Source organism: Candidatus Rhodobacter oscarellae, from assembly GCF_001078595.1.
GTDB lineage: Bacteria > Pseudomonadota > Alphaproteobacteria > Rhodobacterales > Rhodobacteraceae > Rhodobacter_B > Rhodobacter_B oscarellae.
The window spans coordinates 291,838-316,374 of the sequence record NZ_LFTY01000001.1; the positions used below are offsets into that span (position 1 = coordinate 291,838).

At 67.3% G+C, this 24,537-nt stretch carries 23 protein-coding genes; 6 read left to right on the forward strand and 17 right to left on the reverse strand.

Features of this window, described 5'->3' with window-relative positions; translation table 11 throughout:
* Window positions 1–51 precede the first annotated feature (51 nt).
* From AIOL_RS01310 to AIOL_RS01330, 5 genes are read right to left on the reverse strand one after another with little or no spacing between them, the layout of a single operon-like run.
* Window positions 52–918: a UPF0280 family protein gene (locus AIOL_RS01310; protein ID WP_049641227.1), complete on the reverse strand. Its 867-nt coding sequence runs from the start codon at window positions 916–918 to the stop codon at window positions 52–54.
* 2 nt (window positions 919–920) lie between these two features.
* Entirely contained in the window at window positions 921–2,408 is a 1,488-nt protein-coding gene (locus tag AIOL_RS01315) for a hypothetical protein (protein ID WP_049641228.1), read from the reverse strand.
* Entirely contained in the window at window positions 2,409–3,173 is a 765-nt protein-coding gene (locus AIOL_RS01320; RefSeq protein ID WP_049641229.1) for an AAA family ATPase, read from the reverse strand.
* Window positions 3,163–5,904, reverse strand: a complete 2,742-nt coding sequence (locus AIOL_RS01325; protein WP_049641230.1) for a molybdopterin-dependent oxidoreductase — start codon at window positions 5,902–5,904, stop codon at window positions 3,163–3,165. Before AIOL_RS01325 ends, AIOL_RS01320 begins: the two co-directional genes overlap by 11 nt.
* A complete protein-coding gene (locus AIOL_RS01330) occupies window positions 5,901–6,731 on the reverse strand; it encodes an FAD binding domain-containing protein (RefSeq protein WP_049641231.1) in 831 nt (276 codons plus the stop codon). The genes AIOL_RS01325 and AIOL_RS01330 overlap by 4 nt, the downstream gene beginning before the upstream one ends.
* Window positions 6,732–6,930: 199 nt before the next feature.
* Here AIOL_RS01330 and AIOL_RS01335 point away from each other — a divergent pair, with 199 nt between their 5' ends.
* Complete coding sequence (locus tag AIOL_RS01335; protein ID WP_049641232.1) at window positions 6,931–7,635, forward strand: M48 family metalloprotease; 705 nt, start codon at window positions 6,931–6,933, stop codon at window positions 7,633–7,635.
* A gap of 237 nt (window positions 7,636–7,872) precedes the next feature.
* Here AIOL_RS01335 and AIOL_RS25640 read toward each other — a convergent pair whose 3' ends face one another.
* From AIOL_RS25640 to AIOL_RS01380, 9 genes are all read right to left on the reverse strand, one after another.
* Window positions 7,873–9,009, reverse strand: a complete 1,137-nt coding sequence (locus tag AIOL_RS25640; RefSeq protein WP_049641233.1) for a hypothetical protein — start codon at window positions 9,007–9,009, stop codon at window positions 7,873–7,875.
* A 28-nt stretch (window positions 9,010–9,037) separates the two neighbouring features.
* Window positions 9,038–9,820 carry a hypothetical protein gene (locus tag AIOL_RS01345; RefSeq protein ID WP_049641234.1) on the reverse strand — a complete coding sequence of 261 codons (783 nt, stop codon included), beginning with the start codon at window positions 9,818–9,820 and terminating at the stop codon, window positions 9,038–9,040.
* A gap of 60 nt (window positions 9,821–9,880) precedes the next feature.
* Complete coding sequence (locus tag AIOL_RS01350; RefSeq protein WP_049641235.1) at window positions 9,881–10,681, reverse strand: hypothetical protein; 801 nt, start codon at window positions 10,679–10,681, stop codon at window positions 9,881–9,883.
* A gap of 158 nt (window positions 10,682–10,839) precedes the next feature.
* Window positions 10,840–11,805 (reverse strand): RDD family protein, encoded by a 966-nt coding sequence (locus AIOL_RS01355; RefSeq protein WP_049641236.1) that lies wholly within the window; start codon window positions 11,803–11,805, stop codon window positions 10,840–10,842.
* Window positions 11,802–12,818 carry a stage II sporulation protein M gene (locus AIOL_RS01360; protein WP_049641237.1) on the reverse strand — a complete coding sequence of 339 codons (1,017 nt, stop codon included), beginning with the start codon at window positions 12,816–12,818 and terminating at the stop codon, window positions 11,802–11,804. Before AIOL_RS01360 ends, AIOL_RS01355 begins: the two co-directional genes overlap by 4 nt.
* Window positions 12,815–14,077 (reverse strand): DUF58 domain-containing protein, encoded by a 1,263-nt coding sequence (locus AIOL_RS01365; RefSeq protein WP_235438819.1) that lies wholly within the window; start codon window positions 14,075–14,077, stop codon window positions 12,815–12,817. Before AIOL_RS01365 ends, AIOL_RS01360 begins: the two co-directional genes overlap by 4 nt.
* 17 nt (window positions 14,078–14,094) lie before the next feature.
* The gene (locus tag AIOL_RS01370) at window positions 14,095–15,051 is read right to left on the reverse strand and encodes an AAA family ATPase (protein ID WP_049641238.1); all 957 of its coding nucleotides are present in this window, start codon (window positions 15,049–15,051) and stop codon (window positions 14,095–14,097) included.
* Complete coding sequence (locus AIOL_RS01375) at window positions 15,041–16,363, reverse strand: hypothetical protein (RefSeq protein ID WP_049641239.1); 1,323 nt, start codon at window positions 16,361–16,363, stop codon at window positions 15,041–15,043. Before AIOL_RS01375 ends, AIOL_RS01370 begins: the two co-directional genes overlap by 11 nt.
* A complete protein-coding gene (locus tag AIOL_RS01380; RefSeq protein ID WP_049641240.1) occupies window positions 16,360–17,076 on the reverse strand; it encodes a DUF4129 domain-containing protein in 717 nt (238 codons plus the stop codon). The genes AIOL_RS01375 and AIOL_RS01380 overlap by 4 nt, the downstream gene beginning before the upstream one ends.
* Window positions 17,077–17,216: 140 nt before the next feature.
* Between AIOL_RS01380 and AIOL_RS01385 the strand changes: the two genes are divergently transcribed.
* Genes AIOL_RS01385 through AIOL_RS01405 form a run of 5 tightly spaced genes read left to right on the forward strand, consistent with a single transcriptional unit; the run spans window position 17,217 to window position 21,326 of the window.
* Window positions 17,217–18,053 carry a BKACE family enzyme gene (locus AIOL_RS01385; protein ID WP_049641906.1) on the forward strand — a complete coding sequence of 279 codons (837 nt, stop codon included), beginning with the start codon at window positions 17,217–17,219 and terminating at the stop codon, window positions 18,051–18,053.
* Between the two features lie 16 nt (window positions 18,054–18,069).
* Window positions 18,070–18,765, forward strand: coding sequence for a CoA transferase subunit A (locus AIOL_RS01390; RefSeq protein ID WP_049641241.1), 696 nt, complete (start codon window positions 18,070–18,072; stop codon window positions 18,763–18,765).
* A gap of 22 nt (window positions 18,766–18,787) precedes the next feature.
* Window positions 18,788–19,846: a GSCFA domain-containing protein gene (locus AIOL_RS01395; protein WP_049641242.1), complete on the forward strand. Its 1,059-nt coding sequence runs from the start codon at window positions 18,788–18,790 to the stop codon at window positions 19,844–19,846.
* On the forward strand, window positions 19,843–20,652 hold the full coding sequence (locus tag AIOL_RS01400; protein ID WP_049641243.1) for a hypothetical protein: 810 nt from the start codon (window positions 19,843–19,845) through the stop codon (window positions 20,650–20,652). The genes AIOL_RS01395 and AIOL_RS01400 overlap by 4 nt, the downstream gene beginning before the upstream one ends.
* Before the next feature lie 47 nt (window positions 20,653–20,699).
* A complete protein-coding gene (locus tag AIOL_RS01405) occupies window positions 20,700–21,326 on the forward strand; it encodes a CoA transferase subunit B (protein ID WP_049641907.1) in 627 nt (208 codons plus the stop codon).
* Window positions 21,327–21,395: 69 nt separating this feature from the next.
* On the opposite strand, the gene AIOL_RS01410 is transcribed toward AIOL_RS01405, so the two are convergent.
* Genes AIOL_RS01410 through AIOL_RS01420 form a run of 3 tightly spaced genes read right to left on the reverse strand, consistent with a single transcriptional unit; the run spans window position 21,396 to window position 24,449 of the window.
* Complete coding sequence (locus tag AIOL_RS01410; protein ID WP_049641244.1) at window positions 21,396–22,403, reverse strand: ABC transporter substrate-binding protein; 1,008 nt, start codon at window positions 22,401–22,403, stop codon at window positions 21,396–21,398.
* Window positions 22,382–23,791, reverse strand: coding sequence for a sensor histidine kinase (locus AIOL_RS01415; protein ID WP_049641245.1), 1,410 nt, complete (start codon window positions 23,789–23,791; stop codon window positions 22,382–22,384). The genes AIOL_RS01410 and AIOL_RS01415 overlap by 22 nt, the downstream gene beginning before the upstream one ends.
* Window positions 23,784–24,449 (reverse strand): response regulator transcription factor, encoded by a 666-nt coding sequence (locus AIOL_RS01420; protein WP_049641246.1) that lies wholly within the window; start codon window positions 24,447–24,449, stop codon window positions 23,784–23,786. Before AIOL_RS01420 ends, AIOL_RS01415 begins: the two co-directional genes overlap by 8 nt.
* Window positions 24,450–24,537: the final 88 nt, after the last annotated feature.

The window sequence follows — 24,537 nt, forward strand, 5'->3', positions numbered from 1 at the left end:
ACCTTTCCTAAGCTGTCTTCCACGGAGAACGCGGTGTTGCGCGGGTTTGGATCAGGCATGTTCGGCCTCTTTGGGTTGCAGTTGCAGCGCCGACAATGTCCTGCCGGTCACCGCGCTGTGGTTCTGAAGGAACAATGCGGCGGCTTCGATGCGCCGATCTTTCTTGAAGGACGCCGCCCGGGCAAGGCCGCTTTGCAGCGCCGTGCGGCAGTCAGCGTGGCTCAGCGGCGCGCAATGCGTGACGACCGGCTGCGCGCCGAGGTCCGTGTTGTCGTCCAGCATATGCGCCGGGCAGCGGTTGACGCCGGGATGGCCCGGCAGGTCCACCGCATTGGCAATCAGCGTCGCGGCGGCATCCGCCGCGGCGGCGGAGCGCGCCAGCACGGTGGCGCTGTCGGCAATCCCAAGGCTATGGCTGCGCCCGTGCCGCCCGCTGGTGGCGATGCCAGCGATCCCGTCGCCGCGCGTCAGCGCGATCTGCCCCAGAACCCGCCCGGTGTGGTCCGAGATCGCCATTCTGAAAACCTGCCCCTCGGCCAGATGCAGCGCGATGTCCCCGCCATTATTCACATAGGCGCGCTCTAGCCTTGCCGCGTCGACCATCGCGTGCAGCACCTCGTCGGCCACCGCCCCGGCCACCGCCGCCATGCGGGTCAGATGCCCGATGCTCACAAAGGGCGCCACCGCCGCATGCATGCGCGCGGCGATGATCCCGTGCGGCTTGGCGGATTTGTCATTAAGCGGCTCTCGCAGCCTGGGCAGTTCCGCGACAAGCTCGGCCAGAACCGTGCCAAAGCGGGCATGGGCGGCCTCGAACGCGCGGCTCCTTTGGCCGTCTGCGCCGATGACCAGATCAATGGGGCCGTGTTGCAGATGCAACCTGTCGCCGCCCGGCAGAAGATGTGCTTGGGGTCCCAAAACTATGTCGCCCGCTTCGACCAGCGGAAGTTCCCAGGCGCCATCGGGTCGTGGGCGCGCGGGTTCTGGGCCACGCGCCGCGCGCCGCCCGAGCTGATCTGATCCACCGGCGTGATGTGGTCCATATGCCCGCCAAGCGTCTGGTAGTCGGTGACCCGCAGGGTGAACTCGATGGGGGCGACAAGCGCCGGTGTGGGCACATAGCCGAAGGATTGCGTCGGCATGTCCAGAATGTCGACCATCACGGTGATGCCGCCTCCCGGCCAGACATAGGCGTCGGCCCCGCCGCAGGACACATGGGTCAGCGCGCCCTTCACGGACCGGGTCAGGCGCACGGGGTTCTCTGTGACGCCCGCGCGCAGGCTGCCACCGGCGCCGCCCATGAACAGGACCGAACATACCGAGGGCTCGCAGTTCTCGGCAATCAGCTCTGCCGATTGCAGCAGCGCTGTTGGGACGTCCTTCGGCTGCGGAGCCAGGTCGGCGTCCAGCTCGAAATAGGCGTATTGCTCGCCGGTGGTGGACACCATCAAAAGCCGCAGCCCCTCCCACGCCACTTTGGCATTGAAAGGCCCAAGGATTTTTAGCGGGTCCTCGATATCCGTGCCGCCCCAGCCGGTGCCGGGATTGGCGACCTGAAAATACCGCCCCGGGGTCGAGCGCCGCCCGAGGATCTTGATCCCCGTCGCGGGCACGTCCAATTGCTTGCCCGCCTCATGCTCGGACAGGACGCCGGTGATGTGGTCGTCGACCACCACGACCTCGTCGGCATGGTCAAGCCATTGCATCGCGAACATGCCGATCGCGGCAGAGCCGCAGCCGACCCGCATCAGGCTTTCGGTCACGCCGTTGACGATGGGCGCCTTGCCCGCCTCGACCACCAGAGCGGTCTGGTGATCCGCCTCGCCGATCTGCATGGTCACGGCCTCGCGGTTGCACAGCCGCAAGAGCGCGTCGCAGGTCACCCGGCCTTCCCGCTTGCTGCCGCCGGTCAGGTGCTCGACCCCGCCAAGCGACAGCATCTTGGAGCCATATTCCGAGGTCATCACGTGCCCGATGGGCTCGCCATCCACATAGACGATGTCGCGCTCGTGGCCGATATGGCGGTCGGTGTCGATTTTGACCTTCACGCCGCAATAGCTAAAGATGCCCTCGGTCACGACGGTGACCATATCCACCCCATCTATGTCCTGGCTGACGATGAAGGGCGCGGGCTTGTAGTCGGGATAGGTGGTGCCGGCCCCCACCGCGGTCACGAAGGGCCTGCCGCCCTTGATGATGTCGCCGTCCCAGCTCTCGTCGGCCCCCCCGCCGGGCATGAACGGGACAAGCTTTTGATCGCCGCTTTGCACGATGGTCAGCGGGTCCAGCCGGACCAGCGCGCCGCCGTGATTGGCGTACCGGTCGCAGGCGCCGGATTTGCCGTCCGCGATGTAGCACATCACCGGGCAGGCGTCGCAGCGGATCTTCTCGGGCAACTCCCGCGCCATCTAAGCGTCCCCCTCTGGGTCCAAGGCCTCGGCCACGAACCCCTCGGGGTCCGCCGTGAAGGCGCGGTAGAGCCGGAAATGCGCCGTCTCGCGATAGTCGATCTCGGTCAGCCCGCGCCGCGTGATCTCCAGCACCTGCGCGCCGGGCACCGCCATCAGGATCGGCGAATGGGTGGCCAGGATCACCTGCGCGGTCTCGCTCTCTTGGATGCGCGCCAGGAGGCGTAAGAGCTCGCGCTGGCGATTGGGGGACAGGGCGCTTTCGGGTTCGTCCATGAAGTAGACGCCCTGGCGGGTCATGCGCTCTTCAAAGACGCGCATGAAGCCCTCGCCATGGGACCAGGACAGGAAGTCCGCGTATGGGCTTGCGACTTCATCAAGGTAGCGCGCCACCGAGAAGAAGGATTCCGCGCGAAAGAACCAACCATCCGTGACCTTGGGCAGCCAGCCCGCGCGCAACACTTGCGCAAGCTCGGCACCGCTGCGGTCGATGGCGCGGGAGTGGTCCACGGGGCTGTACCCCTTGCCGCCCCCCGCCTCGTCATAGCCCGCAATGGCGGCGATGGCCTCGACCAGGGTGGACTTGCCGGTGCCGTTCTCGCCCACGATGATCGTGACCGGCTGTTCGAAGTAAAGTTCGAACTCCGGGCCCAGCCAGGGCAGGTCGAACGGGTAGCCGGACTGCTCCGCCAAGGGCTCCTCCTGCACCGTCAGCCGCCGTAGGAAGGGCGCGGGCAGCTTGGTGTCGCGCCGCTTACGCGCCATTTCGGTCACCGGTCTTCAGCGCGTCATGCAGGCGCTGTGGCGTCGCGGGCACGCGGTGCAGCCGCACGCCCGTCGCGGCCTTGATCGCGTTCAGGATCGCGGGCGCCGTGGGGATCAGCACATGCTCGCCCAGCCCCTTGGCGCCATATGGCCCGTGCGCGTCGGGCTCTTCGATGATCAGCGTCTCGATGGGCGGGATGTCTCCGATGGTTGGGATCAGGTAGTCATGCAGGTTCTCGGTGCGCCCGGGGAGGTACTCCTCCATCAGCGCCATGCCCAGCCCCTGCGCGATGCCGCCATGCACCTGGCCCTCGACCAGCATCGGGTTGATGGCCCGCCCGACGTCATGGGCGGCCACGAATTTCAGCGGCTTGACGGTGCCCATGGCGGTGTCGACCTCGACCACGGCCAGATGCGCGGCATAGCCGAACTGCGCGTAGGGCGCGCCCTGGCCGTTCGCGTCCAGCGGCTTGGTGGGCGGGTCATAGGTCTCCTCGGCGCGGAAGACATAGCCAAGCGCGTCCACCGGCAAGGCGGCAAGGTCGATGTGGTGCTCGGTGGCGCCGCGCATGCGGATCTCGCCCTGGCCAAAGGCGATCTCGCTGTCCGGCGCGGCGTTCACCTTTGCCAGGATCGCGGCCCGCAGGGCCGCCCCCGCCAGCCGCGCGGCGTTGCCAGACACGAAGGTCTGGCGCGAGGCAGAGGTCTTGCCGCCATCAGGGGTCACATCGGTATCCGCGCCCACCAGCTCCAGCGCGCCGGGGGTCACGCCAAGCTCTGCGGCAAAGATCTGCGCCATAACGGTGCTCGCGCCCTGCCCGATATCCATCGCGCCCTGGTGCAGCACGACCTGCCCGTCCGGCCGCACCCCCGCGCGGAAGGTCGAGGGGTTGGGCAGCGACGTGTTTCCGCAGCCATACCAGCCCGCAGCCACGCCGACCCCTCGGCGCAGGGGGCCGCTGGCTTCGTTAAAGCCCGCCGCGGCCCGATGCTCGGCCTCCCAGGCCGGTCGCAGCGCTTCCAGGCAGGCTTTGATCCCCACGCCTTGGTGGAAGACCTGCCCGCAGACCGTGGGGACGTCATTCTCGAGGGCGTTCAGGATCCGGAATTCCAGCGGGTCGAGCCCGAGCCTCTCGGCCAGCTCATCGAACAGGCATTCCTGGGCAATCGCGGATTGCGGTACGCCAAAGCCCCGGAACGCCCCGGCGGGCGGGTTGTTGGTGTGGATCGCCTTGGATTCGGCGCGGTAATGCGCGATGCGATAGGGCCCGGAGGCATGCACCGGCACCCGGTTGGCCACGGTCGGCCCCCAACTTGCATAGGCCCCGGTGTCAAACACCCCGAGGAAATCAAACCCGGTGATCCTGCCCTGCGCGTCCGCCCCGATGCGCAGCGTTATGTCCGACGGGTGGCGCTTGGTCGAGCTCTGCATGGATTCGTTGCGCGTGTAACAGATGCGGACCGGCTTGCCGGTCTTGAGCGCGGCCAGCGCAAGATAGGGCTGCACCGTGATATCAAGCTTTGACCCAAAGCCGCCGCCCACAGCGGTGGGCAGGATGCGGATCTGCGACCGGTCCATGCCGAGGATATCCGCCAGCGCCTCGAGGTCCATAACCGGCGCCTGCGTGCAGGCATGCAGCTCGACGCGCCCGTTCACGATCTCGGCAAAGCCCGCCTCTGGTTCGATATACCCATGTTCGACGAACCCGCTTTGGAACCGCCCCTCGACGGTGGTGGCGGCGCGAGCCAGCCCGGCCTTGGGATCGCCGCAGGTGACGAAGCCGCCGCACATGACGTTATTGGCGCGCCCCTCATGCAGGTCGGCAGCCTGCGGGGACTGCGCGGCGTCTATATCGGTCGCGGCGGGCAGTTCGGTCCAGCTTACCGGGAACATCTGTGGCGCGAATTGCACCAGAAAGGCCGGTTCGGCCACCACAGCGGCGACCGCCTCGCCGCGAAAGCGGGTCTCCTCCTCGGCGAAGACGGGCTGGTCCACGAATTGAGGGATCACGCCAAAGGCGTTCTTGCCCGGGATGTCCGCCGCCGTCAGCACCGCCGCAACGCCCGGGGTGTTGGCAAAGGCCTCTAGATCCCCAAAGCTGAAGCGCGCGCGCGGGTAGGGCGCGCGGATCACAAGGATCTCCAGGCAGCCAGGCGGGGCGACGTCGTCGCCAAAAAGCTCGTCCCCCGCGACCTTGGCGGCGCCGTCCACGCGCCGCAGAGCAAAGCCAACCTCGCCCGCCCCGTCGAACGCGATGGCGGGCGCGCCGACGACCGCATCAATGATCTTCCGGTACCCGGTGCAGCGGCACAGCACGCCGCCCAGCGCGTCTTGCACCGCGCCCTCGTCGGGGGCGGGGTTGTCGCGCAGCAGCGCCACGGCGGAGACCATCATGCCGGGGGTGCAGATCCCGCATTGCGCGGCGCCATGGTCCTGAAAGCTCTCTGCCAGCCTGGCCGCGATCGGCTCGTTCTGTCGCAGGCCGCGCAGCGTCTCCACGTCCCGGCCTTGCGCCTGATGCGCCGGCGTCAGGCACGCGCAGACCGGCTTGCCGTCCACCAGAACGGTGCACGCGCCGCAATCCCCCGCATCGCAGCCAATCTTCACATCGCGCGCATCAAGCCCCTCGCGCAACAGTTCTGACAGCCGCTGCCCAGGATAGGGCGTGGCCGAGACCCGCGCGCTATTGAGCGTAAAGCTTAGGGACAATTCCGGCATTTGCTTGTTCATGCCGCGCTGGCCCTTTGAAGGGTGCGCTGGATCTGCTCTTGGACAGCATCCAGGCGATAGCTGGCCGTGCCGCGCACATCATCAATGGGGGAGAGGTCCTCGAGGTCCTCTGGCGTGACGCGGAGATCCGCCGGGCGCATCCCGATCAGCCTTTTCTCGAGCCCCGCCAAGCGCTGCGCGACCGCCGAGCAGGCCCCCACGGCGACGCGCGCCTCGGCAATGCGGCCCCGGGCGTCCAGCAGGACATTGGCCGCCGTCATGCAAATCGAGATCACCAGGTAGGTCCGACTGCCGAGCTTTTCGAACGCGGATTGCATGCCCTCGGGCTGCGGCGGAACGCGAATGCCGCGCACCAGCTCGTCCGGCGCCAGCGCGGTCTGCCGAACGCCCGTGATGAAATCCGCAAGGGGCACGTCGCGCGCGCCGCGCGCAGCGCTTGCGATCTCGACAACGGCCTCGAGCGCCAGCAAGGCCGGGACCCCATCCGCCGCCGGCGAGGCGTTGCACAGATTGCCGGCCAAGGTACCCGCGTTCTGGATCTGCACGCTCCCGACCTCCCGCCCCGCGGCCTTGAGCGCGTCAAACGCCGGGTGCAGGTCAGCGCGCACGATATCGGTCCAGGTTACGGTCGCGCCGAAATACGTGCCTGCCGCGTTTTGCCGGATCGCCGACAGCGCGTCTACGCGCGTGAGGTCAAGGAAATAGTCGGGGCTCTCGCCCGGCCTGGCCGACGGGTAAACATCCGTCCCGCCTGCGATAATCTTGCCCGGACCGCGTGAGAGAATGTCGAGCGCGTCTGCAAGTGCGGTCGGGCTGAAATAGCTCACGAGGGCCTCTCTTCAAATTTTCATTAGCACACAAATGATATTGCCGCAAGACAATTCCTGTCAACAGAGATTCAAGGGGCAATTGGCGCGCATTGCAAGGCCGGCATCCCGCGCCCCAGGCGTGCCATTGCCAGGCATCAAGTGCGGGGCGTCAAGCGGGGCCATTGCCGAACCGCCCAATCGGCCCCATATTCTCCCCATGCTAAAGTTCACGCCCATCCTCCTGGCGGTCCTCTACGGGCTGGCGATGTACCGCTTCTCGGCCTGGCGCACCGCGCGCGAGCTGGACGACAAGTCGACCGAGCTCGCCGACCCGATGCTGAAGCTGCTGACCGACAAGATGGCCGCCGCGCTCGAGATCGAGCGCATCCGCGTCCACATCTACGAGATCGAGCCGGTGAACGGGCTGGCCGCGCCGGACGGGCGGATCTTTATCACCCGCGGGTTCTTCAACAAGTACCGCAAGGGCGAGGTCAGCTCGGACGAGATGGCGTCGGTGATCGCGCATGAGCTGGGGCATGTGGCGCTGGGGCATTCACGGCGGCGGATGATCGACTTCTCGGGGCAGAACGCGCTGCGCACCGCGCTGGCGATGGTGCTGAGCCGGTTCATCCCCGGCCTGGGCGTCTACATCGCCAACGCTTTGACCACCCTGCTGGCGGCGCGGCTCAGCCGCTCGGACGAGTACGAGGCCGACGCCTATGCCGCCGCGCTTTTGGTGAAGGCGGGGATCGGCACCGGGCCGCAGAAGGCGCTGTTCGGGAAGCTCGAGGCACTGACCAAGACCAATATGGGGGCGATGCCCGCCTGGTTCCTCAGCCACCCGAAGGTCGACGAGCGCGTCAAGGCTATCGAGGCGCTTGAGGCGCGCTGGGCACAGGTGCCCTCCCCCGACCAGGCCTAGGGCGAAAACGCTTTGGCCGGGCGCATCCCGCGCGCTATGCCTGCCCGCAAAAGATCGAACCAACATGAGGAGTGAGCCGTGGGACGCGAGCTGGGCGCGCTGGCGACGTTCGAGCGGATGGGGCAGCAGTGGATGTTCGACCTGGCGCGCTCTTGAGGGCCGGTTCCTGACAGCTCCAGCGCCGCGCGAGTGGCGCGGTCGGATTTGCGTATTTGGAACAAGGTGAAGGGGCTGGGGTTACTGCACCAGTTTCGACGCCAAATCCAGCAGGCGGGTCGCGAAATCTTGGATTTGTGGGGTCTGTGCGGCGTAGATCGTGACACCAGCGCCGATCGCCCATTTGGTTCCGGTCTTGCCCACCTCTTTGGCGGATTCCTTTAGCGCTGCATCGCCCAGTTCTGCGCAATAGGCGCCTATGGCTTTGAGGGCATCTAGGATCGAGCGCGCGCGGGCCTTGAGTTCCTCGCGCTCCGGTTCTGGTTGTTGAAGTTCTTCGATGGCGGCCTCAACATCCTCACGAATGCGCTGGGTCTGCAGCAACACGAGCGGCGGCGTGTCCACGAGCTCTGGCGGCATGTTGTGCGAGCGATGCTCTGTCGTTGCGGATTGCGTGGTAGCGAGTGGTCCAGAGAGCAGGTCTTTACCTGCGGTGATCAGGTCGTATTTCTCGACAATCTCAGAAATGCGGGCGTTCACCTCGGCATCGGAGCCCTTCCAGAAGGCGAACTCGTCATCAACGTTACCTTGGGTGGCGATCTCGGTGAGCATCTCAAGGTTGAGGCTGCTTCCCGCGCGGGCGGCCTCATAGAATCGAATCCAGAATTCCCAGCCCTCTTGGCGGGCAGCCATGGCCTCTTTGGCCTCTTCCCACATCTCCGCGAGCGGGTCTTTTGCACCGTGTCGGATCGGGTGGGAAAGCAGGTTTTGTTTTACCTCGACCAGTCGGCAATCCTCACGCAAGTCCGTCCAGATCGCATCCGAGTCGGCGGCGGAGGCGGAGGCGGAGTGGGCGGCGGAGGCGGCGGAGTAGGCGGGGTAGGCGGCGGCGGCGGCGGCGGAGTAGGCGGCGGAGTAGGCGGCGGAGGCGGCGGAGAAGGTGGAGGCGGCGGCGGAGGCGGAGTAGGCGGCCTGTCTAATATCTGCGGTTGGCACATTGGCGGCAACCGCGGAAATCAATATGGCACGAAAAACAGCGCCATGTGTCACATCATCCTTCCGTGAGCGGTCAAAGGCCCAGTCGGCATAGACCGGCAAGGCCCGCAGCGCGCTGCGATGCGCCAGGGTGATCGCCTCGGCCTGGCGCGTCTCTTTCGGGCGCGCCTTTAGCCAAGCCTCGAAGCTTTCCTGGTCCTTGATCTCGCTTACATCCACCATGCGCCCCGACTATGGCGTGATCGCGAATTTAGTCAAACACCGCCGCGATCTCGTCGATGCTGACGCCCTCCTTGATCTCGCGCAGGCGGGCGTAGATCAGCGCGGCCAGGATCCCGCCCAGCCCATAGCTGATCGCGCTGACGGCGCAGTAGACCAGGACCCCCGCCGCGGTGCCCTGCGCGTCATGCGCCATGTCGGCCAAAAACACCGCCGCGTTATCCACGATGTTCACCACCACGCCCACCAGGATCAGCGTGCCCACGATGGGCCAGAGATAGCCCTTGGTCAGCGCGTGGCTGCGGTGCAATCCGCGCAGGCCCACGCGCTCGATCACCACCGCCGGGGCGAGCACCGAGAACATCGCCATCACCAAGAGCCCCGGCACCACCAGCAGCAGCAGCCCGCCGATGGTCAGCAGCACCGACACCAACGACAGCACCAGCACCACGGGCAGCGTGAACAGCGCCGCCATCCAGTAGCGCTGTAGCCGCAGGGGGCGGCCCAGCTTGGAATCGTAGGACAGCTGCGCCACCAGGGCTCCGTTGAGGCTGTATGCCATGATTTCGACGACAAAGATGCTGACTAAGAGCGCGAACGTCATCACCGGGTCAAAGTAATCCTCGTTGATCGCATAAAGCAGCGCGCCGTCCCAGCCCAAGAACATCGCCGCGTAGAGCCTCGTCAAGAGCACCGGCGCAATGCCCATCACCATCACAGCGGGGATGTGCTTGAACAGGATCGAGAAGCTCTCGGAGATGATGGCGCCGACGCCAAGGGGCTCTTGCGCGGGTGGTGTTCTCGTTTCGCTCATGGGGCGCCTCTTCGTCTGAAGCGCCGCGCCGGGACCGCGCGGCGCAGGTGTTGCTTGGCTCTAGTCAAAGACCGCCGCGATCTGGTCGACGCCCACGCCTTCCTTGATCTCGCGCAGCCGCGCATAGATCAGCGCCACGACGATCCCGCCCAGGCCATAGCCCAGGGCGCCGATCAGGCCCGCGAAGAGCAGCAGGATGATCAGGCCGATCCCCGTGGTGCCCAGCGCGGCCGCCAGCAGCCCCAGCACAAAGGTGATCACGAATTGCAGGATGAAGATGCAGACCCACACCAGAATCAACGTGCCCACGATGGGCCAGCGGTAGCCCTTGGTCAGGCCCGCGCTGCGGCCCATCCCGCCAAAGCCCGCGCGCTCGATCACAATGGCGGGCACCGTGGCCGAGAACACCGCATAGACCCAGAGCCCGCCAACGATCAGCGCGATCATCCCAATCGTCGTGAGAATGCCCACCACGATCGAGAGCACCGCCACCGGCACCACCGCCGCCAGCGCGGGCCCAAAGTAAGCGCCCAGCGGCCGGCTGCGCCCCAGCTTGGCATCATAGGCCAATTGCACCACGATCCCGGTCACCAGCCCGTAGACGACCATGCTGACCACGGTCGAGATCCCGATCCCGGCGTAAAACCCAGCCAAGTTGTTAAGGTCGATCTGGGGCTCATCGATCCCAAGGGCAACGTCGAACCCAAGGGTCGCGCCGTTGACAAGATAGCCAATGAGCGTCCCCGCGAAGCCCAAAAGAACCACCTTCACAAGGTTGCCGAAAAGCACAGAGAAGCTCTCGGAGACGATACTGCCCGCGCCGAGCGGCGCCGAGAAGTTTTGGTTGTCGGTTGAAGTCATAATGTCACCTTTTGATCGCTACGAAAGGATGGGTGTTAAACTGTGGGTCGGACGGGGCGCCGGATGGCTTCCCCTTCAATTGTGCAATTTAAAGGCGCATGGGGGCTCAAGTGCAAGTGTTTTGGTGGCTTCGCGCCGCCGGGCCACCACATTTAGCGCTACTGTGGCGTCTCGTCCGCCGCGTGATGCTTGTCGGCACGCTTATCCCCAAAGAGCTGCCGCTGCTCTAGATGCGCCCGCTGCGCGTTGTAGAAGCTGCGCAGAAACTCCACCGCGCGGGCCGGGGGGATGGGGTCGGCAAAGCCGATCTTCTGGCGGATCTTCTCGACGATCGTGGCGACGGTTCTGCGGTTGCGGGCATGCACGTCGGGCGACATGAACTTGTCCTGCGCGCGCAATAGCGTCTCGAGCGTTTGCAGCTCGAACGCGCCGTAATGGTCAAGCTGGTGGGCGAGAAAGGCAAAGCCTTTGGCGCCGGGTTTCGCCGCCGTCATAGGCTTTGCCTCGCCGGCGAGGTCCTTCAGCAGGATGGGCTGCGGCAGGTGGATCACATGGGTGCCCGCCAGGATGTCGCCCAGCCGCTGCCGGTAGGGGTTCATCAGCGGGATCGCAAATGCCATCGCCACCCAGGCCAGCGCGATCCAAGAGGCCACCGGGCTTTCCTGGTCCAGCGTCAGCAACAGCGTGCCCGGCAGGAAGATCTCGGCCTCCTTCATTAGGTTCCGCAGCACCAGCGCGTGGGTGCTCAACGAGCCGCCATTATGCGCGACCACCTTGATCTTGAGGAACCGTTTGCCCAGGGTCTGCCCGTTCCAGGCCAGCTCTGACAGGATGTAATAGGGGACCCGGATCACGAAGAAGAGCAGCATGGCGATGGCCATGATCGTCTGCGGGCGCGTCAGCTCGAGGGCGCTGAACAGGATCACCAGGCAGACCGCCGCGACGGTGGTGATCAGCACGTCGGCGATCTGCGCGGCGAGGCGCACGCCAATGCTGGCCACGGGCAGGTTCAGGGGCACGCCCTCTGGCGGCAGGATGGTGCTTGCGGCGCGGCCGCGCTCTGCGCGGCGATCCTTGCGGGCCAGGCGCTGGGCCTTGCGGACGTCCGCTGCCGGGCTTCTCATTGCCGCGCCCTCCCGCCCAGCATGAACCAGGCCAGCCAGCCGAACCCAACCGTCCAGCCGATCAGATAGCGCGTCCACATGTCCTGCACCGTCTGGCGAAAGAAGCCCTCTAGGATCGCCGCCGCCACCAGCATGATCGCCGCCACGATCGCCAGCTTCACCGCGTCCTTGCCCGCTAGCCGCAGCGCCTCTTTGCGGGTGTTGCGCCCCGGGAACAGCACCGCCATGCCCAGCTGCATTCCGCCGCCGCAGGCGATGCAGATCGCCGACAGCTCGGTCACCCCATGGATCGACAGCCAGCCGCCCAGGTCCCAGCCCAGCCCGCGATCCACATGCAGCGCATAGAACGCCCCCAGGATCAGCCCGTTATAGAAGGTCAGCAGGAACGCCGGCGCGCAGGCGAACACCCCCAGCCCGAACACGAAGATCGCGATGCGGGTGTTGTGCGAGAACAAATACGTCGCGAAGGCCCCCAGCCCGCTGCTGCTATGGTCGTCGTCATAGATCACCGAGCGCAGGAAGGCCGTGGTGCTGTCCGGCCCGCGCCCGCCCGCCATCTCGGGCGGCATGAACACATAGAACCAGGACGCGTTTTCCAGGTACAGAAGATACCCCGCCAGCGCGCCTAGACCCATGCAGAGGAACCCCAGCAGGATGTAGAACCAGGACCGCCGCATCGCCTGCGGCGCGCTTTTGGTAATGAACCGCCCCACCAGCCCGCCCAGCCGCTCCTGCGGGGCATAGACGCTAAGATAGGCCCGCGCGGTCAGCGCCTCTAGATACTCCAGCAGCGCCTTGTCCAGCGAGATCTCGCGCGCAATCGCCAACGAGGTTGTGGCCTGCCGATAGAGCGACGCCAGATCCCGCGTGCCCGCAAAATCCATGTTCTGCAGCCCGTTCTTCTCGGCCTTCTCCACCAGGTCTTCCAGCCGCCGCCAATCCGCCTCGCGCTCCTTGCGGAAGCGGGCAGAGCGGATCAGGGCGCTGTCTTGCGGGGTGACGCGGGCGTTCATATCAGCTCCCGCGCTTTGATCTCGAGATAGGCCGAGATGAGCCGCGAGGTGACCTGCCCCGGTTTGGCGTCCACGATGGTCACGCCCAGCCGCGAGAGGCGCTCTAGCACCAGGCGGCGCTCGGAAATGGTCTGGTTCGCGGCCACCAAAGTGGCCACCCCGTCCATGTGGTCCGGCGCCTGCTCGACCAGCGCCTCGACCTCGGGGTCGCGGATCGCCACGAAGATCAGCAGATGCCGCTTGGCCAGGATGCCGATATTCTCGATCAGAAGCTCGGCCGAGTTGCTGTCGACGAAATCGGTGAAGATGATGATCAGCGAGCGCTTGGGCGTGCGCGCGTTCAGCTCGGTCAGGGCCAGGGTGTGGTTGGTCTCGCGGCTGACATAGTCCAGCTCGGCGGTCCAGCTGCGCAGGCGCGCGAAGGCGGTGCGCCCGGGCTCGGGCTTGGCGAAGGCGCGGGGCTGCACGTCGTAAGAGTAATGCCCCACCAGGTCGCCGCCGATGGCCGCGGCCCAGGCGGTGGCCAGCGCCGCCGTCACCGCGTGGTCGATCTTGGGCAGCCCGGCGATCTCCTCGCGCATCAGATAGCCGTTATCAATCGCCAGGATCACATGGTGGTTGCGCTCGGCGCGCAGCTCCTTGGCCACCAGCGCGCGCTTGCGGGCCGAGCGCTTCCAGTCGATGGTCTTCACATCCATGCCGCTGACGAAGTCGCGCAGCTGGTGGAACTCTGACCCCTCGCCGATGGCGCGGTTCTCTTTGACCCCGAACAGGGTGCTGACCACGGTGGTGGTGATCTGCCCGGACTGCACCAGGCGGATGTTGGGCACGACGCGGATCTCGGCCTCAAAGCGCAGCTTGGGCACGAACTCAAAGAGCTTCAACCGCGAGACCCAGTGCAGCCAAAGCTCGGTGAAGGCCCAGGTGCCGCGGCGGGTCGCGCGGCAGGTCACGCGCGCGGCGTCGCCGGTGAAGTCGACGTCATCGGGGCCGGTCAGCCCCTCGGGCCAGGCGATCCGCAGGCCCAGCCCCGGCGGCGCGTCGGGCAGGCGCAGCTCCAGCGCCACATCCTCGCCCACGAAGACCTCCGGCGGCAGCTTGTGCTCAAGCGGCATCCGGCGCCGCATCGACAGCACCAGATCGCCCGCCGCCAGCAGCGCCAGCACCGCCCAGGGCAGCGGCGCGATGTCGCGCGCCGGGCCGCCGATCACCGCCGCGATCAGCGTCAGCACCAGCACCGCCACCGCGATGCCCAACAATCTGCCAGAGGGGCGTATCAGCGCGGGGCCTCGATCTGGTTGAGGATGTTCTCTAGGACCTGCTCGGACGAGCGGCCCTCGATCTCGGCGGCCGGTCCCAGCACCACGCGGTGCCGCAGCGCGGGCACATAGAGCCGCTTGACGTCATCGGGCAGCGCGAAATCGCGCCCGTTCAACGCCGCCATCGCCCGCGCGGCCCCCGCCACGGCGTCCGCCGCACGGGTCGAGGCGCCATAGGCGATGTCGGCGCTCTCGCGCGTGGCGCGGATCAGCCGCAGGATATAGGCCAAGATGTCATCACCCAGGATGATGCTGTCGATCAGCGCGCGGCTCTCGGCCAGCGCAGCCGCGTCCAGCACCTGCCCCAGATGCGCGGTCTCCAGCCCCGCCTCCAAGGGCTGCGCGGCGTGCTGGGTCAGGATCGCCATCTCCACCGCCTCGGGCGGGAAGTCGATGATCAGCTTGAACAGGAACCGGTCGAGCTGCGCCTCGGGCAGCGGGTAGGTGCCCTGCTGCTCGATGGGGTTCTGGGTGGCGACGACGATGAACTCGGCGCCCAGCGAGTGGTCGGTGCCGTCGATGGAGACCATACGCTCGTTCATCGCCTGCAGCAGCGCGGCCTGGGTCTTGGGCGGGGCGCGGTTGATCTCGTCCGCCAGCAGGACCTGGCTGAACACGGGCCCCTTCGTCAGCACGAAGTCATTGGTCTGGAAGTTGAAGATCGAGGTGCCCAGCACGTCCCCCGGCATCAGATCCGGGGTGAACTGGATGCGCCCGAAATCCAGGTCCAAAGCGGCGGCAAAGCTGCGCGCCAGCAGGGTCTTGGCGGTGCCCGGCGGGCCTTCAAGCAGCACATGCCCGCGCGCGAACAGCGCCACCAGCAAAAGGTCGATGACGTCCTCCTGCCCCAGAACGGTCTTGCCGATCTCGGCGCGGAGGGCGTCAGCACGCTGGCTGAGTGTTTCAAGTGTCATGTCGTATTCGCTCCAATACCCGTTCTAAGTCGTCGACATGCGCCATGGCCTGGGCGGCGCTGGCGCGGGGCGAGAGGCTTTGCAGCCGGTTGAGGATTTCGGCCAGCGGGGCGGCCTGCTCGGGGTGCTTGCGTTTGGTGTAGCGCAGGAAGGCCTCGGCGCTGGCGTAGTGGCGCGCATGGGCGGGCCCGAAAAGCTGCGCGGCGGTGGCGGCGATACGCGCGGCGGCGTATTCGCTGACCAGGGCGCCGTCCTGGTTCGACAGCCGCATCAGCCGCGCCCGCGCGCCCACCGATTGCGACTTGGCCGCGCCCATCGCGTTTAGCACGTCGCGCACCGGGCCGAACCGCACCGCCGCGCGCCAGAAGGCCAGCGTCAGCGCGATCGCCGCGCCCAGCCACAGGATCGTAAAGGGCGGCTGGAAGAACCGCAGCAGGTCGGACCAGCTGCGCTCGCGCTTCCGCGCGCTGCGCGGATCGGTCAGCCAGTTGCTGCGGCTATAGTCGATGACCACGTTCTTGTCGCCGGCGGCCTGCCGCGCCAGGTCAGAGACGATGCGCGCGTTATCCCCCAGCCGCAGGCCGTGGTTGTTGATCAGGTCGGGGTCCGTGAGGATCATCACGTCGCCAGCGTCACCCTCGCCAAACAGCGGGCAACGCGCCAGCAGCATAGCGCCCTCGCGCCCCAGCAAAGGCTCGCAGCCCTCTCCGGTCATCATCTGCGCGGCATAGATCTTGGCGCTCAGCTCGGTGCCATCGGCGGCGGTATAGTCGAACTCGGTGAAGGGCGCTCGGCCATAACCGAGCGTCAGGGATTTGCGGCCGGTCACGCGGTTCAGCGTCGCCTGGATGCGCGCGCGCTCGGCCAGAAGGATCGGGTGGCCGAACCCGGTAAGCCGCAGCCCGCTGCGCCACTTGGGCAGCACCACCAGCGTGGGCACCTTGCGCTGCTTGCTGTGGATGGCTTCGGTGACCAGGTCGTACTCGTCCTGCTGGAACAGCAGCTCCTCCTTCGTGGCCGGGGTGGCGCGGTCCCGCACCAGATCGGTGTCGTAGAGCGGCACCACAAGCAGCCCCACGGTGGTCTGGTCCATCGGCCAGCCGCCGGTGAAGTTCTGCGCGCTGGCGCCCTCGGCGGTCAGCCAAAGCTGCAGGCCATCCAGCCCGGTGGGCGAGCTGCGCAGGGCCTGCTGGCGCTGCGAGGTGACATAAATCATCGCGCCGATGATCAGCAGAACAAAGAGCCCAACCAGCAGGTACTCGGTGCGCAAGGCGGGCGCCGGGGCGGCGGTATGCGACTGGTCGCGGCTCATGGCAGGGCCCGCCGAAACAGCGGCCTTATGCGGGCCACATGGGCGTCGAACTCTTCCTCGCTGACGTCGCGCCCGCCGAACTGCACGCGCTCGCCGGCCAGGACCAGCGACTGCAGCGCCTCGCGGTGCTCTAGGTTGCGCGGCACCCGGCGCAGGGCGTCGCGTGCGGTCCAGCTGCGCTGCATCAGCACGCCCTGCGCGCCGACGGTGCGCGCCAGCACGGCCTGGGCCAGCGCCACCAGCGCCTCGCGGCGGTCCCGGATCCGTAAAACGGCCTCCAGGCTGTCCGGCAGTACCGGTTGGTCGCCGTGCCGGCCGCCGCTGCCGCGCCGCCGCCGGCCGCTGGTGGTGTTCTCCGCCGCGCGCCCCAGCGAGACAGAGATGCCGCCGCCGAAGGTCATGAACAGATAGGTGATCAGCAGCAGGATCCCGGCGGTGAGGATGATCGCGGGCATACGCGGCAACTCGGCGCTTGCTGCGTCGCGGTTCTGGCTGCGCTGGCGCGGGGTCTCGGTGGTCTCCAGCGGCGGCGCGGGGCGCGTGGGGTCGTAATAGGCCACGTCCGTGCCAATGCGCCGGTAGCGGATGGACTTTAGATAGGCCTCGCCGCTCTCGCCGATCTCCAGGGGCTCAACCGCGGCCTGCTGCGCGCCCGCCGGGGCCGCGAAACAGGAAAGGCATAAAGCAATCGCAAGGCCGATGCGCAGGAACATGGCCAATTCGTAGCTCGCCTCGCGGCGGGCCGCAACTGTGCTTGGCGGGCGGGCTAATGCACCCCAAGAGAGGCTATCTCTTTGACATCCGGCGCGCGGGGGGCGAAGACAAGAGCAACCGATTTTTCATGGGTACGCGCATGACGAAACCCTGCATCATTTGTGTGGCGCTCACCGGATCCGTGCCCACCAAGGCCGACAACCCGGCCGTCCCGATCAGCGTCGCGGAGCAAGTGGAAAGCGCGCAGGCCGCGTTCGAGGCCGGGGCCAGCATCGCCCATTGCCACGTGCGCAACGCCGATCAGACGCCCTCCAGCGACCCCGAGAAATTCGCGCGGCTCAAGGAGGGGCTGGAAAAGCACTGCCCCGGCATGGTCATCCAGTTCTCCACCGGCGGGCGCTCTGGCGCCGACCATGCGCGCGGCGGCATGCTGCCCCTGCGGCCCGACATGGCCTCGCTGACCGTGGGGTCGAACAATTTCCCAACGCGGGTCTACGAGAACGCCCCAGACTTGGTGGACTGGCTGGCGGGCGAGATGCGCGCCCATGACGTGCTGCCCGAGATCGAGGCGTTTGACCTTAGCCATATCCACCACGCGGCGATGATGCAGCGGGACGGGCGCCTGCCGCGCAAGCTTTATGTGCAGTTCGTGATGGGGGTGAAGAACGCCATGCCCGCCGACAAGGACGTGTTCGACTATTACGTCAAGACGGTGCAGCGCCTGGCCCCCGGCGCCGAGTGGTGCGGCGCGGGCATCGCGCGGCACCAGATCGAGGTGAACGAGTGGTGCATCGCCGCGGGCGGGCACACCCGCACCGGGCTAGAGGACAACCTGCGGCTCGATAAGGCGACCCTTGCGCCCTCGAATGCCGCTTTGGTGGAGCGCGCGGTCGCTCTGTGCCAGAAATACGAGCGCCCCGTTGCTACATGGCAGCAGGCCAGAGAGATTCTAGACGCGCCGCTTCGCGCGGCCTAACCGATCAGGAGACGAGATGAAGAAGATCTATGACAGCGCAGCCGACGCCCTGGACGGGCTGCTGCAGGACGGCATGCTGATCGCGGCGGGCGGCTTTGGCCTCTGCGGGATCCCCGAGAACCTGATCGCGGCGATCCGCGACGCGGGCACCAAGGACCTGACCGTGGTGTCCAACAACGCGGGCGTGGACGATTTCGGGCTGGGGCTGCTGCTGCAGACCAAGCAGGTCAAGAAGATGGTCAGCTCTTACGTGGGCGAGAACGACCTCTTCATGCAGCAGTACCTGTCGGGCGAGCTTGAGATCGAGTTCAATCCCCAGGGCACCCTGGCCGAGCGCATGCGCGCCGGCGGCGCGGGCATCCCGGGCTTTTACACTAAGACCGGCGTGGGCACCCAGGTGGCCGAGGGCAAGGAGCACAAGGATTTCGACGGCGAGACCTATGTGCTGGAACGCGGCATCGTGGCCGACCTGGCCATCGTGAAGGCCTGGAAGGCCGACGACACCGGCAACTGCATCTTCCGCAAGACGGCGCGGAATTTTAACCCGCCCGCGGCGATGTGCGGCAAGGTCTGCGTGATGGAGGTCGAAGAGATCGTGCCGCGCGGCTCTCTGGACCCCGACGCGATCCACATGCCCGGCATCTATGTGAACCGCATCATCCAGGGCAGCCACGAGAAGCGGATCGAGCAGCGCACCACCCGCGCGGCTTAGGTCGGTCTTTCGAGGAGCACCGGTGGACCAGGCCTCCCCTTATAGCGATCTGCCCGCCCGCGCCTTCTGGCGCACGGGCGTGGCAGCGCGCGCGCCGCTGGACCCGGGCGATCTCTATCGCCCGCGGTTCCGGCTGGGCAAAGGGACGCGCGTGATGACCGCCGGAAGCTGCTTTGCCCAGCATGTGGGGGCCGCGCTGCGCGACGCCGGGGTGCAGGTGATCGACACCGAGACCGTGCCCAAGGTCGTCGCCGACGCGGCGGCACGGCGCTATGGCTACCGGCTTTATTCGGCGCGCTATGGCAACATCTACACCGCCCGGCACCTCTTGCAGCTCCTGCGCGAGGCCACCGAGGATCACGCCCCCGCTCTGCCCGTCTGGCAGCGCGGCGAGCGCTTCTTTGACGCCCAGCGCCCCGCGGTGGAGCCCGACGGGCTGGCCAGTGCCGACGAGGTCATGGCCCATCGCCGCGCGCATCTGGGCTGTGTGACGCGGGCCCTGCGTCAGGCCGAGGTCTTCGTCTTCACCTTCGGCCTCACCGAGGCCTGGGAGCACCGCGAAAGCGGCACCGTCTACCCTACCGCGCCGGGCACCATCGCCGGTGCCTACGACCCGGATATCTTCGGCTTTCGCAACTTCAATGTCGGCGAGGTTTTGGCGGATTTCCAGGCCGTGCGCGAGCTGTTGCGCAGGATCAACCCGCAGATGCGGTTCCTGCTGACGGTCTCGCCGGTGCCGCTGACCGCCACCGCCAGCGGCGCCCATGTGGAGGCGGCCACGAGCTATTCCAAGGCGACCCTGCGGGCCGCTTGCGGGGTCCTCTACGACACGTTCGAGGACGTGGATTACGTGCCCAGCTACGAGGTGATCACCTCGCTGAACAGCCGCGGCGCCTATTTCGACGCCAACCAGCGCAGCGTGACGCCGCAGGGCGTGGCCGCGGCGATGGGGATGTTCCTGGGCGCGCACGGGTTCGCAGCAAGGCCCGCCGCCTTGTCCGAGGCCCCGGTAGCGTTGCCCGAGGGCCAGCCCAGCGACGCGATCTGCGAGGACCTGCTGCTAGAGGCCTTCGCGTCATGACCAGCGTGACCATCATCGGCAGCAGCCATGTGGCCGCGCTCAAGACCGCCTGGGCGCGGATCTCGGCAGAACTCTCGGACCGCATCAGCCTGCGGTTCTTTGCGGCCCCCCAGCCCGCCTATGGCAAGCTGCGGCTGGAGCCCTGCGGGCGCTACGGCCTGCCGGCGGATGCGGACGCCAAGGACGCCGTCACTGTCGAGAAGGTCAACGGCGCGACCTCGGTGGATCTCAACGCGGCCGAGCATGTGGTCTGGGTCAGCCAGAACAGCGCGCTGACCTTCTGCGCGCGGCTGGTGAACAAGCTCGATGTCTATGGCGACGGGCCTGCGATGGAGCGCGGTACGCTGGTCTCGCGCCAGGCTTTCTCGGCCTTTCTGGGCGCCCATGCCGAGCGCGCGCTGCCCAGCGCGGCCTGGGGCCAGCTTAAGGCGCGGTTGATGGTGACCCTAACGCCCCGGCTGTCAGAGACGGTGACGGGGTCCAGTGACCCGACCCATCGGGTCGTGGCGCAGGCCGCCGCGGATGGGGATCGCCTGCAACGCGCGCTCTCGCAATACGAGCAGGCCTACGCCCAGGCCCTCGCCCGCAACGGGCACGCGCTGCTGCCGCAGCCGGTTGATACTCTGGCTGCCAACGGGCTCACCGCGGCGGCGCATTGCGAGGGCTCGGTGCGCCTGCGCGATAACAGCGCGCACCCCGCCGAGGACCACGCCCATATGAACACCGACTTCGGAGAACGCATGCTGCGGGCTCTGTTTGACCGCCTCGCGGGGGCGCGCGCCGCCGCAGAACACCAGATGACGTGAACACGAACACCCCGGCGCAGCCGCCGGGAGAAGAGGAGACAGAGAGAATGGCTTGGGATCGCAACCAGATGGCCGCACGGGCCGCGCTAGAGCTTGAAGACGGGATGTATGTGAACCTGGGGATCGGCATCCCGACCCTGGTGGCCAACTACGTCCCCGAGGGCGTGGACGTGACGCTGCAATCCGAGAACGGGATGCTGGGCATCGGCCCCTTCCCCACCGAGGACGAGATCGACGCCGACCTGATCAACGCCGGCAAGCAGACCGTGACCGCGCTCAGCCGCACCAGCTATTTCGACAGCGCCACCAGCTTTGGCATGATCCGCGGCGGCAAGATCGCCCTGGCGATCCTGGGCGCGATGGAGGTGGCCGAGAACGGCGACCTGGCGAACTGGATGATCCCGGGCAAGCTGGTCAAGGGCATGGGCGGCGCCATGGACCTGGTCGCGGGCGTGGGCCGGGTGATCGTGGTGATGGACCACACCAACAAGCGCGGCGAGACGAAGCTCTTGAAGGAATGCACCCTGCCGCTGACCGGCAAGGGCGTGGTGAACCAGATCATCACGAACCTGGGCGTGCTGGAGGTGGTCGAGGGCGGCCTGCGGATCGTCGAATGCGCGCCCGATGTGACCGAGGATGACATCCGCGCCGCGACCGAGGCGACCATCGTCTAGGCGCCCCGGACCGGCAGCAAAGAGAGGATCGCGGGCCCCAGGCCCGCCTCCCGGCCCGCCGATCCTCTCCTACGGGTCCTGGATCACCGCGTTCTCCCATTCCTCCAGGAAGGCGCGGCGCTTCAGCGCATCCAGATAGGTCATCAAGGCGGGCTCCAGCGCGATGGTGGCGCGTTGGCTGCGCTCCCCTTGCGAGCCCAGCGGCGGCAGCGGAAGCGCGCCCGAGCCCGCCGATTGCTCGCGGATCAGATGCGCCACGAACGCCGCGGCAAGCTCTGGCTGCGGCGCGGCGCCCGACACCATCGCCGTGCGCATCATGCTGGTGGGGAAGTCCGACGGCAGCACGATGGCCAGCGCCGCCTCGGTCTCAGCCCGCGCCGCGGCGTAGCTGCCCAGCACGTTATACGCCACCAGGATCTCGCCGGTCAGCAGGTCGTCGATCATCTCGCCCGAGCAGCAGTAAAGCCGCGCGCCCAGCCCGCCCATCACCTCCATGAGCCGCCAGAACGTGTCCGAGGCGCGGGCGTCCTGCGTCGCAAAGAGGTAGCCCAGCCCAGATCGCCGCACGTCATAGGTGCCGACGCGCCCGCGGAACAGCTCGGGGCGCTCGCGCAGCGCGCGAATCAGCTCTTGCCGGGTGCCCGGCACCGGCACCCCGTCAAAGGCGGCGCGGTTGATCACGATCGCCGCGGGCTCGGACGTGAAGGCAAAGAGGCTTTGCCGCCACTGCGCCCAATCGGGCAGGCCGGTCTGGTCCAGCCGCCGCGCGAAGCCGTCATTGGCAAGCTTAAGCTGCAGGTCCATCGCGCTGGACACCACGACGTCAAAATCCCCCGGCGCGGCGCGGAAGATGCGGTCGATATCCGCCGTGCTGGTCACCAGATACTCCACCGAGACGGTGGGCGCGCCCTGCAGGAAGCTCTCGATCAAGGGCGCGAAGAACAAGGTGTCGGTGCTGGAGATAATCCGCAGCGTATCGGTGGCGTCCTCGGACCCGAAAACGCGCCGGTCCTCCCAGCCCTGCGCCTGCGCGGCGCAGCCACAGACCCAAATCGCTAAAGCAAGAAGGTAACGCATGCGCCGCCCCCGTCTCTGTTGGCCAGCTCCAGCCGCCCGCCATGGGCGGCCAGCACGTCTTGGGCGATGGTCAGCCCCAGCCCGGACCCAATCGTGCCCTCGGCATTGGCGCCGCGGCGGAACCGGGTGGCCAGGTGGTCGATCTCTTCGGGCGGAAAGCCCGGCCCGCTGTCGCGGATCGCGATAAGGGGCGCCTCGGTCACGGCGATCTCCACCGCGCTGTCGCTGGGGGCGTATTTCAAAGCGTTGTCCAGGGCGTTGCGCAGGGCGCTTTGCAGCAGGATCGGGTCGCCCCGGTAGGGCACCGAGGCCGGGGCGGTCAGTTGCAGCTCTAGGTCGTTCATCTCGGCGATGGGGCGCATGCGCTGCACCAGCTCGGTCACCATCTCGACCAGGTCGATCTCTTGCCGGGCGAGGTTGTCGGCGCGGAAGGTGATCATCGCATGATCCAGAAGCTGCCCCGCCGCGCGCGAGCTTTCGTCAATGGCCCGCACCATCGCGCGCAGGGCCTGCCGGTTCTCCTCCTTGCCGACGCGCTGCAGCGTGGCCTCGGCATGCGAGCGCACCGTGGCCAGGGGGGTGCGCACCCGGTGCGCGGCCTCGGCGATGAAGTCCTCGGATTGCTGCAGCGAATGGTCCAGCCGCCGCACCAGCGTATTCAGCGAGCCCACAAGCGGCGTCATCTCGGTCGGCACCGGCTGGGTGAAGGGGCGCAGGTCCTGCGGGCCGCGCCGGGCCACCGCATCGGATAGGCGCTGCAGCTGCCCTACGGCAGAGGCGGTCACCCAGAAGGACAACAGCGCCGCGAGCGCGAAGAACCCGGTGCCAAACAGCGCCGCGTTGCGCGAGATGCGCGCCAGGGTCACCGCCAGCGCGTCCTGCGTCTGCGCCAGGGTCACGCTGATCCGGGTGCGCGCGCCGGAGCCCACCAGCGTGCGCGCCGCCGTCACCACCCGCACCGCGTCGCCCTGGAACTGCGCGTTGGCGAAGGCGCCCTGGCGCTCCTGCGGGGCCTCCAGCGGCGCCAGCGTGTCATAGCCCGACAGGAACCGCCCGTCCTGGTGGATCGCGTAGAACACCCGGTCGTCCGACGGCGTGTTCAGCATCGAGAAGGAGCCATAGGGCAGGTCGATCTGCGCCGCGCCGTCCTGGATCGAGGCCGCGTCCAGGATCGAGGCCACCGCCGCGCCCAGGATGTTGTCCTGGCCCTGCTGCGCGATCTGCGTCGCGTAGCCCCGGATCAGCAGGTACAACAGCAGCGCCAGCAGGGCCGCGCCCCCGATCAGCGTCAGCACCAGGCGGTTGCGCAGCGACCCGGCGACGCGCACCTGATCCGCGCCGGACGCCGCCTTTGCCTTCGCCTCCGCCGCCTTTCCCGCCCTAGTCATGGTCCAGCCTATAGCCCAGCCCGCGCAGGGTGGTGATGCGCAGCTCGGTGTCCTCCAGATGGCGGCGCAGGCGGCCGATATAGACCTCGATGGCGTTCTCGGACACGTCGTCATCGTAGGAGAACAGCCGGTCGGCCAGCTTCTGCTTGGGGAAGATCTGCCCCGGGGCGTTGATCAGGATCTCCAGCAGGCGCAGCTCGCGGTTGCGCAGGTTCACCATCTTGTCGCGCACCGTCAGATGCCCGGCGACGGGGTCGAAAACCGCGCCGCCCAGAGCGATCACGGTCTGCGCCTTGCCCGCCTTGCGGCGCAGCACGGCGCGGCAGCGGGCCTCTAGCTCGGCATGGTCAAACGGCTTGGTGACGTAGTCATCCGCGCCCAGATCCAGCATGCCGATTCGGTCCGAGACCTGGCTGCGGGCGGTCAAGACGATCACCGGGGTGTCCTTCTGGCCCTCGCGATGCCGCTTGAGAAAGCTGCGCCCGTCGCCATCCGGCAGCATGATATCCAGCAGGATAAGGTCGTATTCCTCGCTGTCCGAGAACGCCGCCGCGTCCTCTAAATTCTCCGCGTGATCAATGACATGGCCGTCAATGCGCATCCGCGCGGCGACCGCGTTGGCCAGCTCTATATTATCCTCGACAAGCAGGAACTTCATTCCGGGCGGGTGCCTTCCTGTGGGCGTGACAGGTCTGTGTCAGGTTACCATGTTTTCATCCCCGCAACTGAGCCGCGCGGCGGACAGT

Coding starts and splice junctions, on each gene's coding strand:
- AIOL_RS01320 (WP_049641229.1), bottom strand. CDS start 3,173: ATGGCGCGTAAGCGGCGCGACACCAAGCTGCCCGCGCCCTTCCTACGG.
- AIOL_RS01380 (WP_049641240.1), bottom strand. CDS start 17,076: ATGTTCCTGCGCATCGGCCTTGCGATTGCTTTATGCCTTTCCTGTTTC.
- AIOL_RS01390 (WP_049641241.1), top strand. CDS start 18,070: ATGAAGAAGATCTATGACAGCGCAGCCGACGCCCTGGACGGGCTGCTG.
- AIOL_RS01415 (WP_049641245.1), bottom strand. CDS start 23,791: ATGACTAGGGCGGGAAAGGCGGCGGAGGCGAAGGCAAAGGCGGCGTCC.
- AIOL_RS01335 (WP_049641232.1), top strand. CDS start 6,931: ATGCTAAAGTTCACGCCCATCCTCCTGGCGGTCCTCTACGGGCTGGCG.
- AIOL_RS25640 (WP_049641233.1), bottom strand. CDS start 9,009: ATGGTGGATGTAAGCGAGATCAAGGACCAGGAAAGCTTCGAGGCTTGG.
- AIOL_RS01405 (WP_049641907.1), top strand. CDS start 20,700: ATGGCTTGGGATCGCAACCAGATGGCCGCACGGGCCGCGCTAGAGCTT.
- AIOL_RS01400 (WP_049641243.1), top strand. CDS start 19,843: ATGACCAGCGTGACCATCATCGGCAGCAGCCATGTGGCCGCGCTCAAG.
- AIOL_RS01315 (WP_049641228.1), bottom strand. CDS start 2,408: ATGGCGCGGGAGTTGCCCGAGAAGATCCGCTGCGACGCCTGCCCGGTG.
- AIOL_RS01385 (WP_049641906.1), top strand. CDS start 17,217: ATGACGAAACCCTGCATCATTTGTGTGGCGCTCACCGGATCCGTGCCC.
- AIOL_RS01350 (WP_049641235.1), bottom strand. CDS start 10,681: ATGACTTCAACCGACAACCAAAACTTCTCGGCGCCGCTCGGCGCGGGC.
- AIOL_RS01410 (WP_049641244.1), bottom strand. CDS start 22,403: ATGCGTTACCTTCTTGCTTTAGCGATTTGGGTCTGTGGCTGCGCCGCG.
- AIOL_RS01375 (WP_049641239.1), bottom strand. CDS start 16,363: ATGAGCCGCGACCAGTCGCATACCGCCGCCCCGGCGCCCGCCTTGCGC.
- AIOL_RS01360 (WP_049641237.1), bottom strand. CDS start 12,818: ATGAACGCCCGCGTCACCCCGCAAGACAGCGCCCTGATCCGCTCTGCC.
- AIOL_RS01345 (WP_049641234.1), bottom strand. CDS start 9,820: ATGAGCGAAACGAGAACACCACCCGCGCAAGAGCCCCTTGGCGTCGGC.
- AIOL_RS01355 (WP_049641236.1), bottom strand. CDS start 11,805: ATGAGAAGCCCGGCAGCGGACGTCCGCAAGGCCCAGCGCCTGGCCCGC.
- AIOL_RS01370 (WP_049641238.1), bottom strand. CDS start 15,051: ATGACACTTGAAACACTCAGCCAGCGTGCTGACGCCCTCCGCGCCGAG.
- AIOL_RS01325 (WP_049641230.1), bottom strand. CDS start 5,904: ATGAACAAGCAAATGCCGGAATTGTCCCTAAGCTTTACGCTCAATAGC.
- AIOL_RS01420 (WP_049641246.1), bottom strand. CDS start 24,449: ATGAAGTTCCTGCTTGTCGAGGATAATATAGAGCTGGCCAACGCGGTC.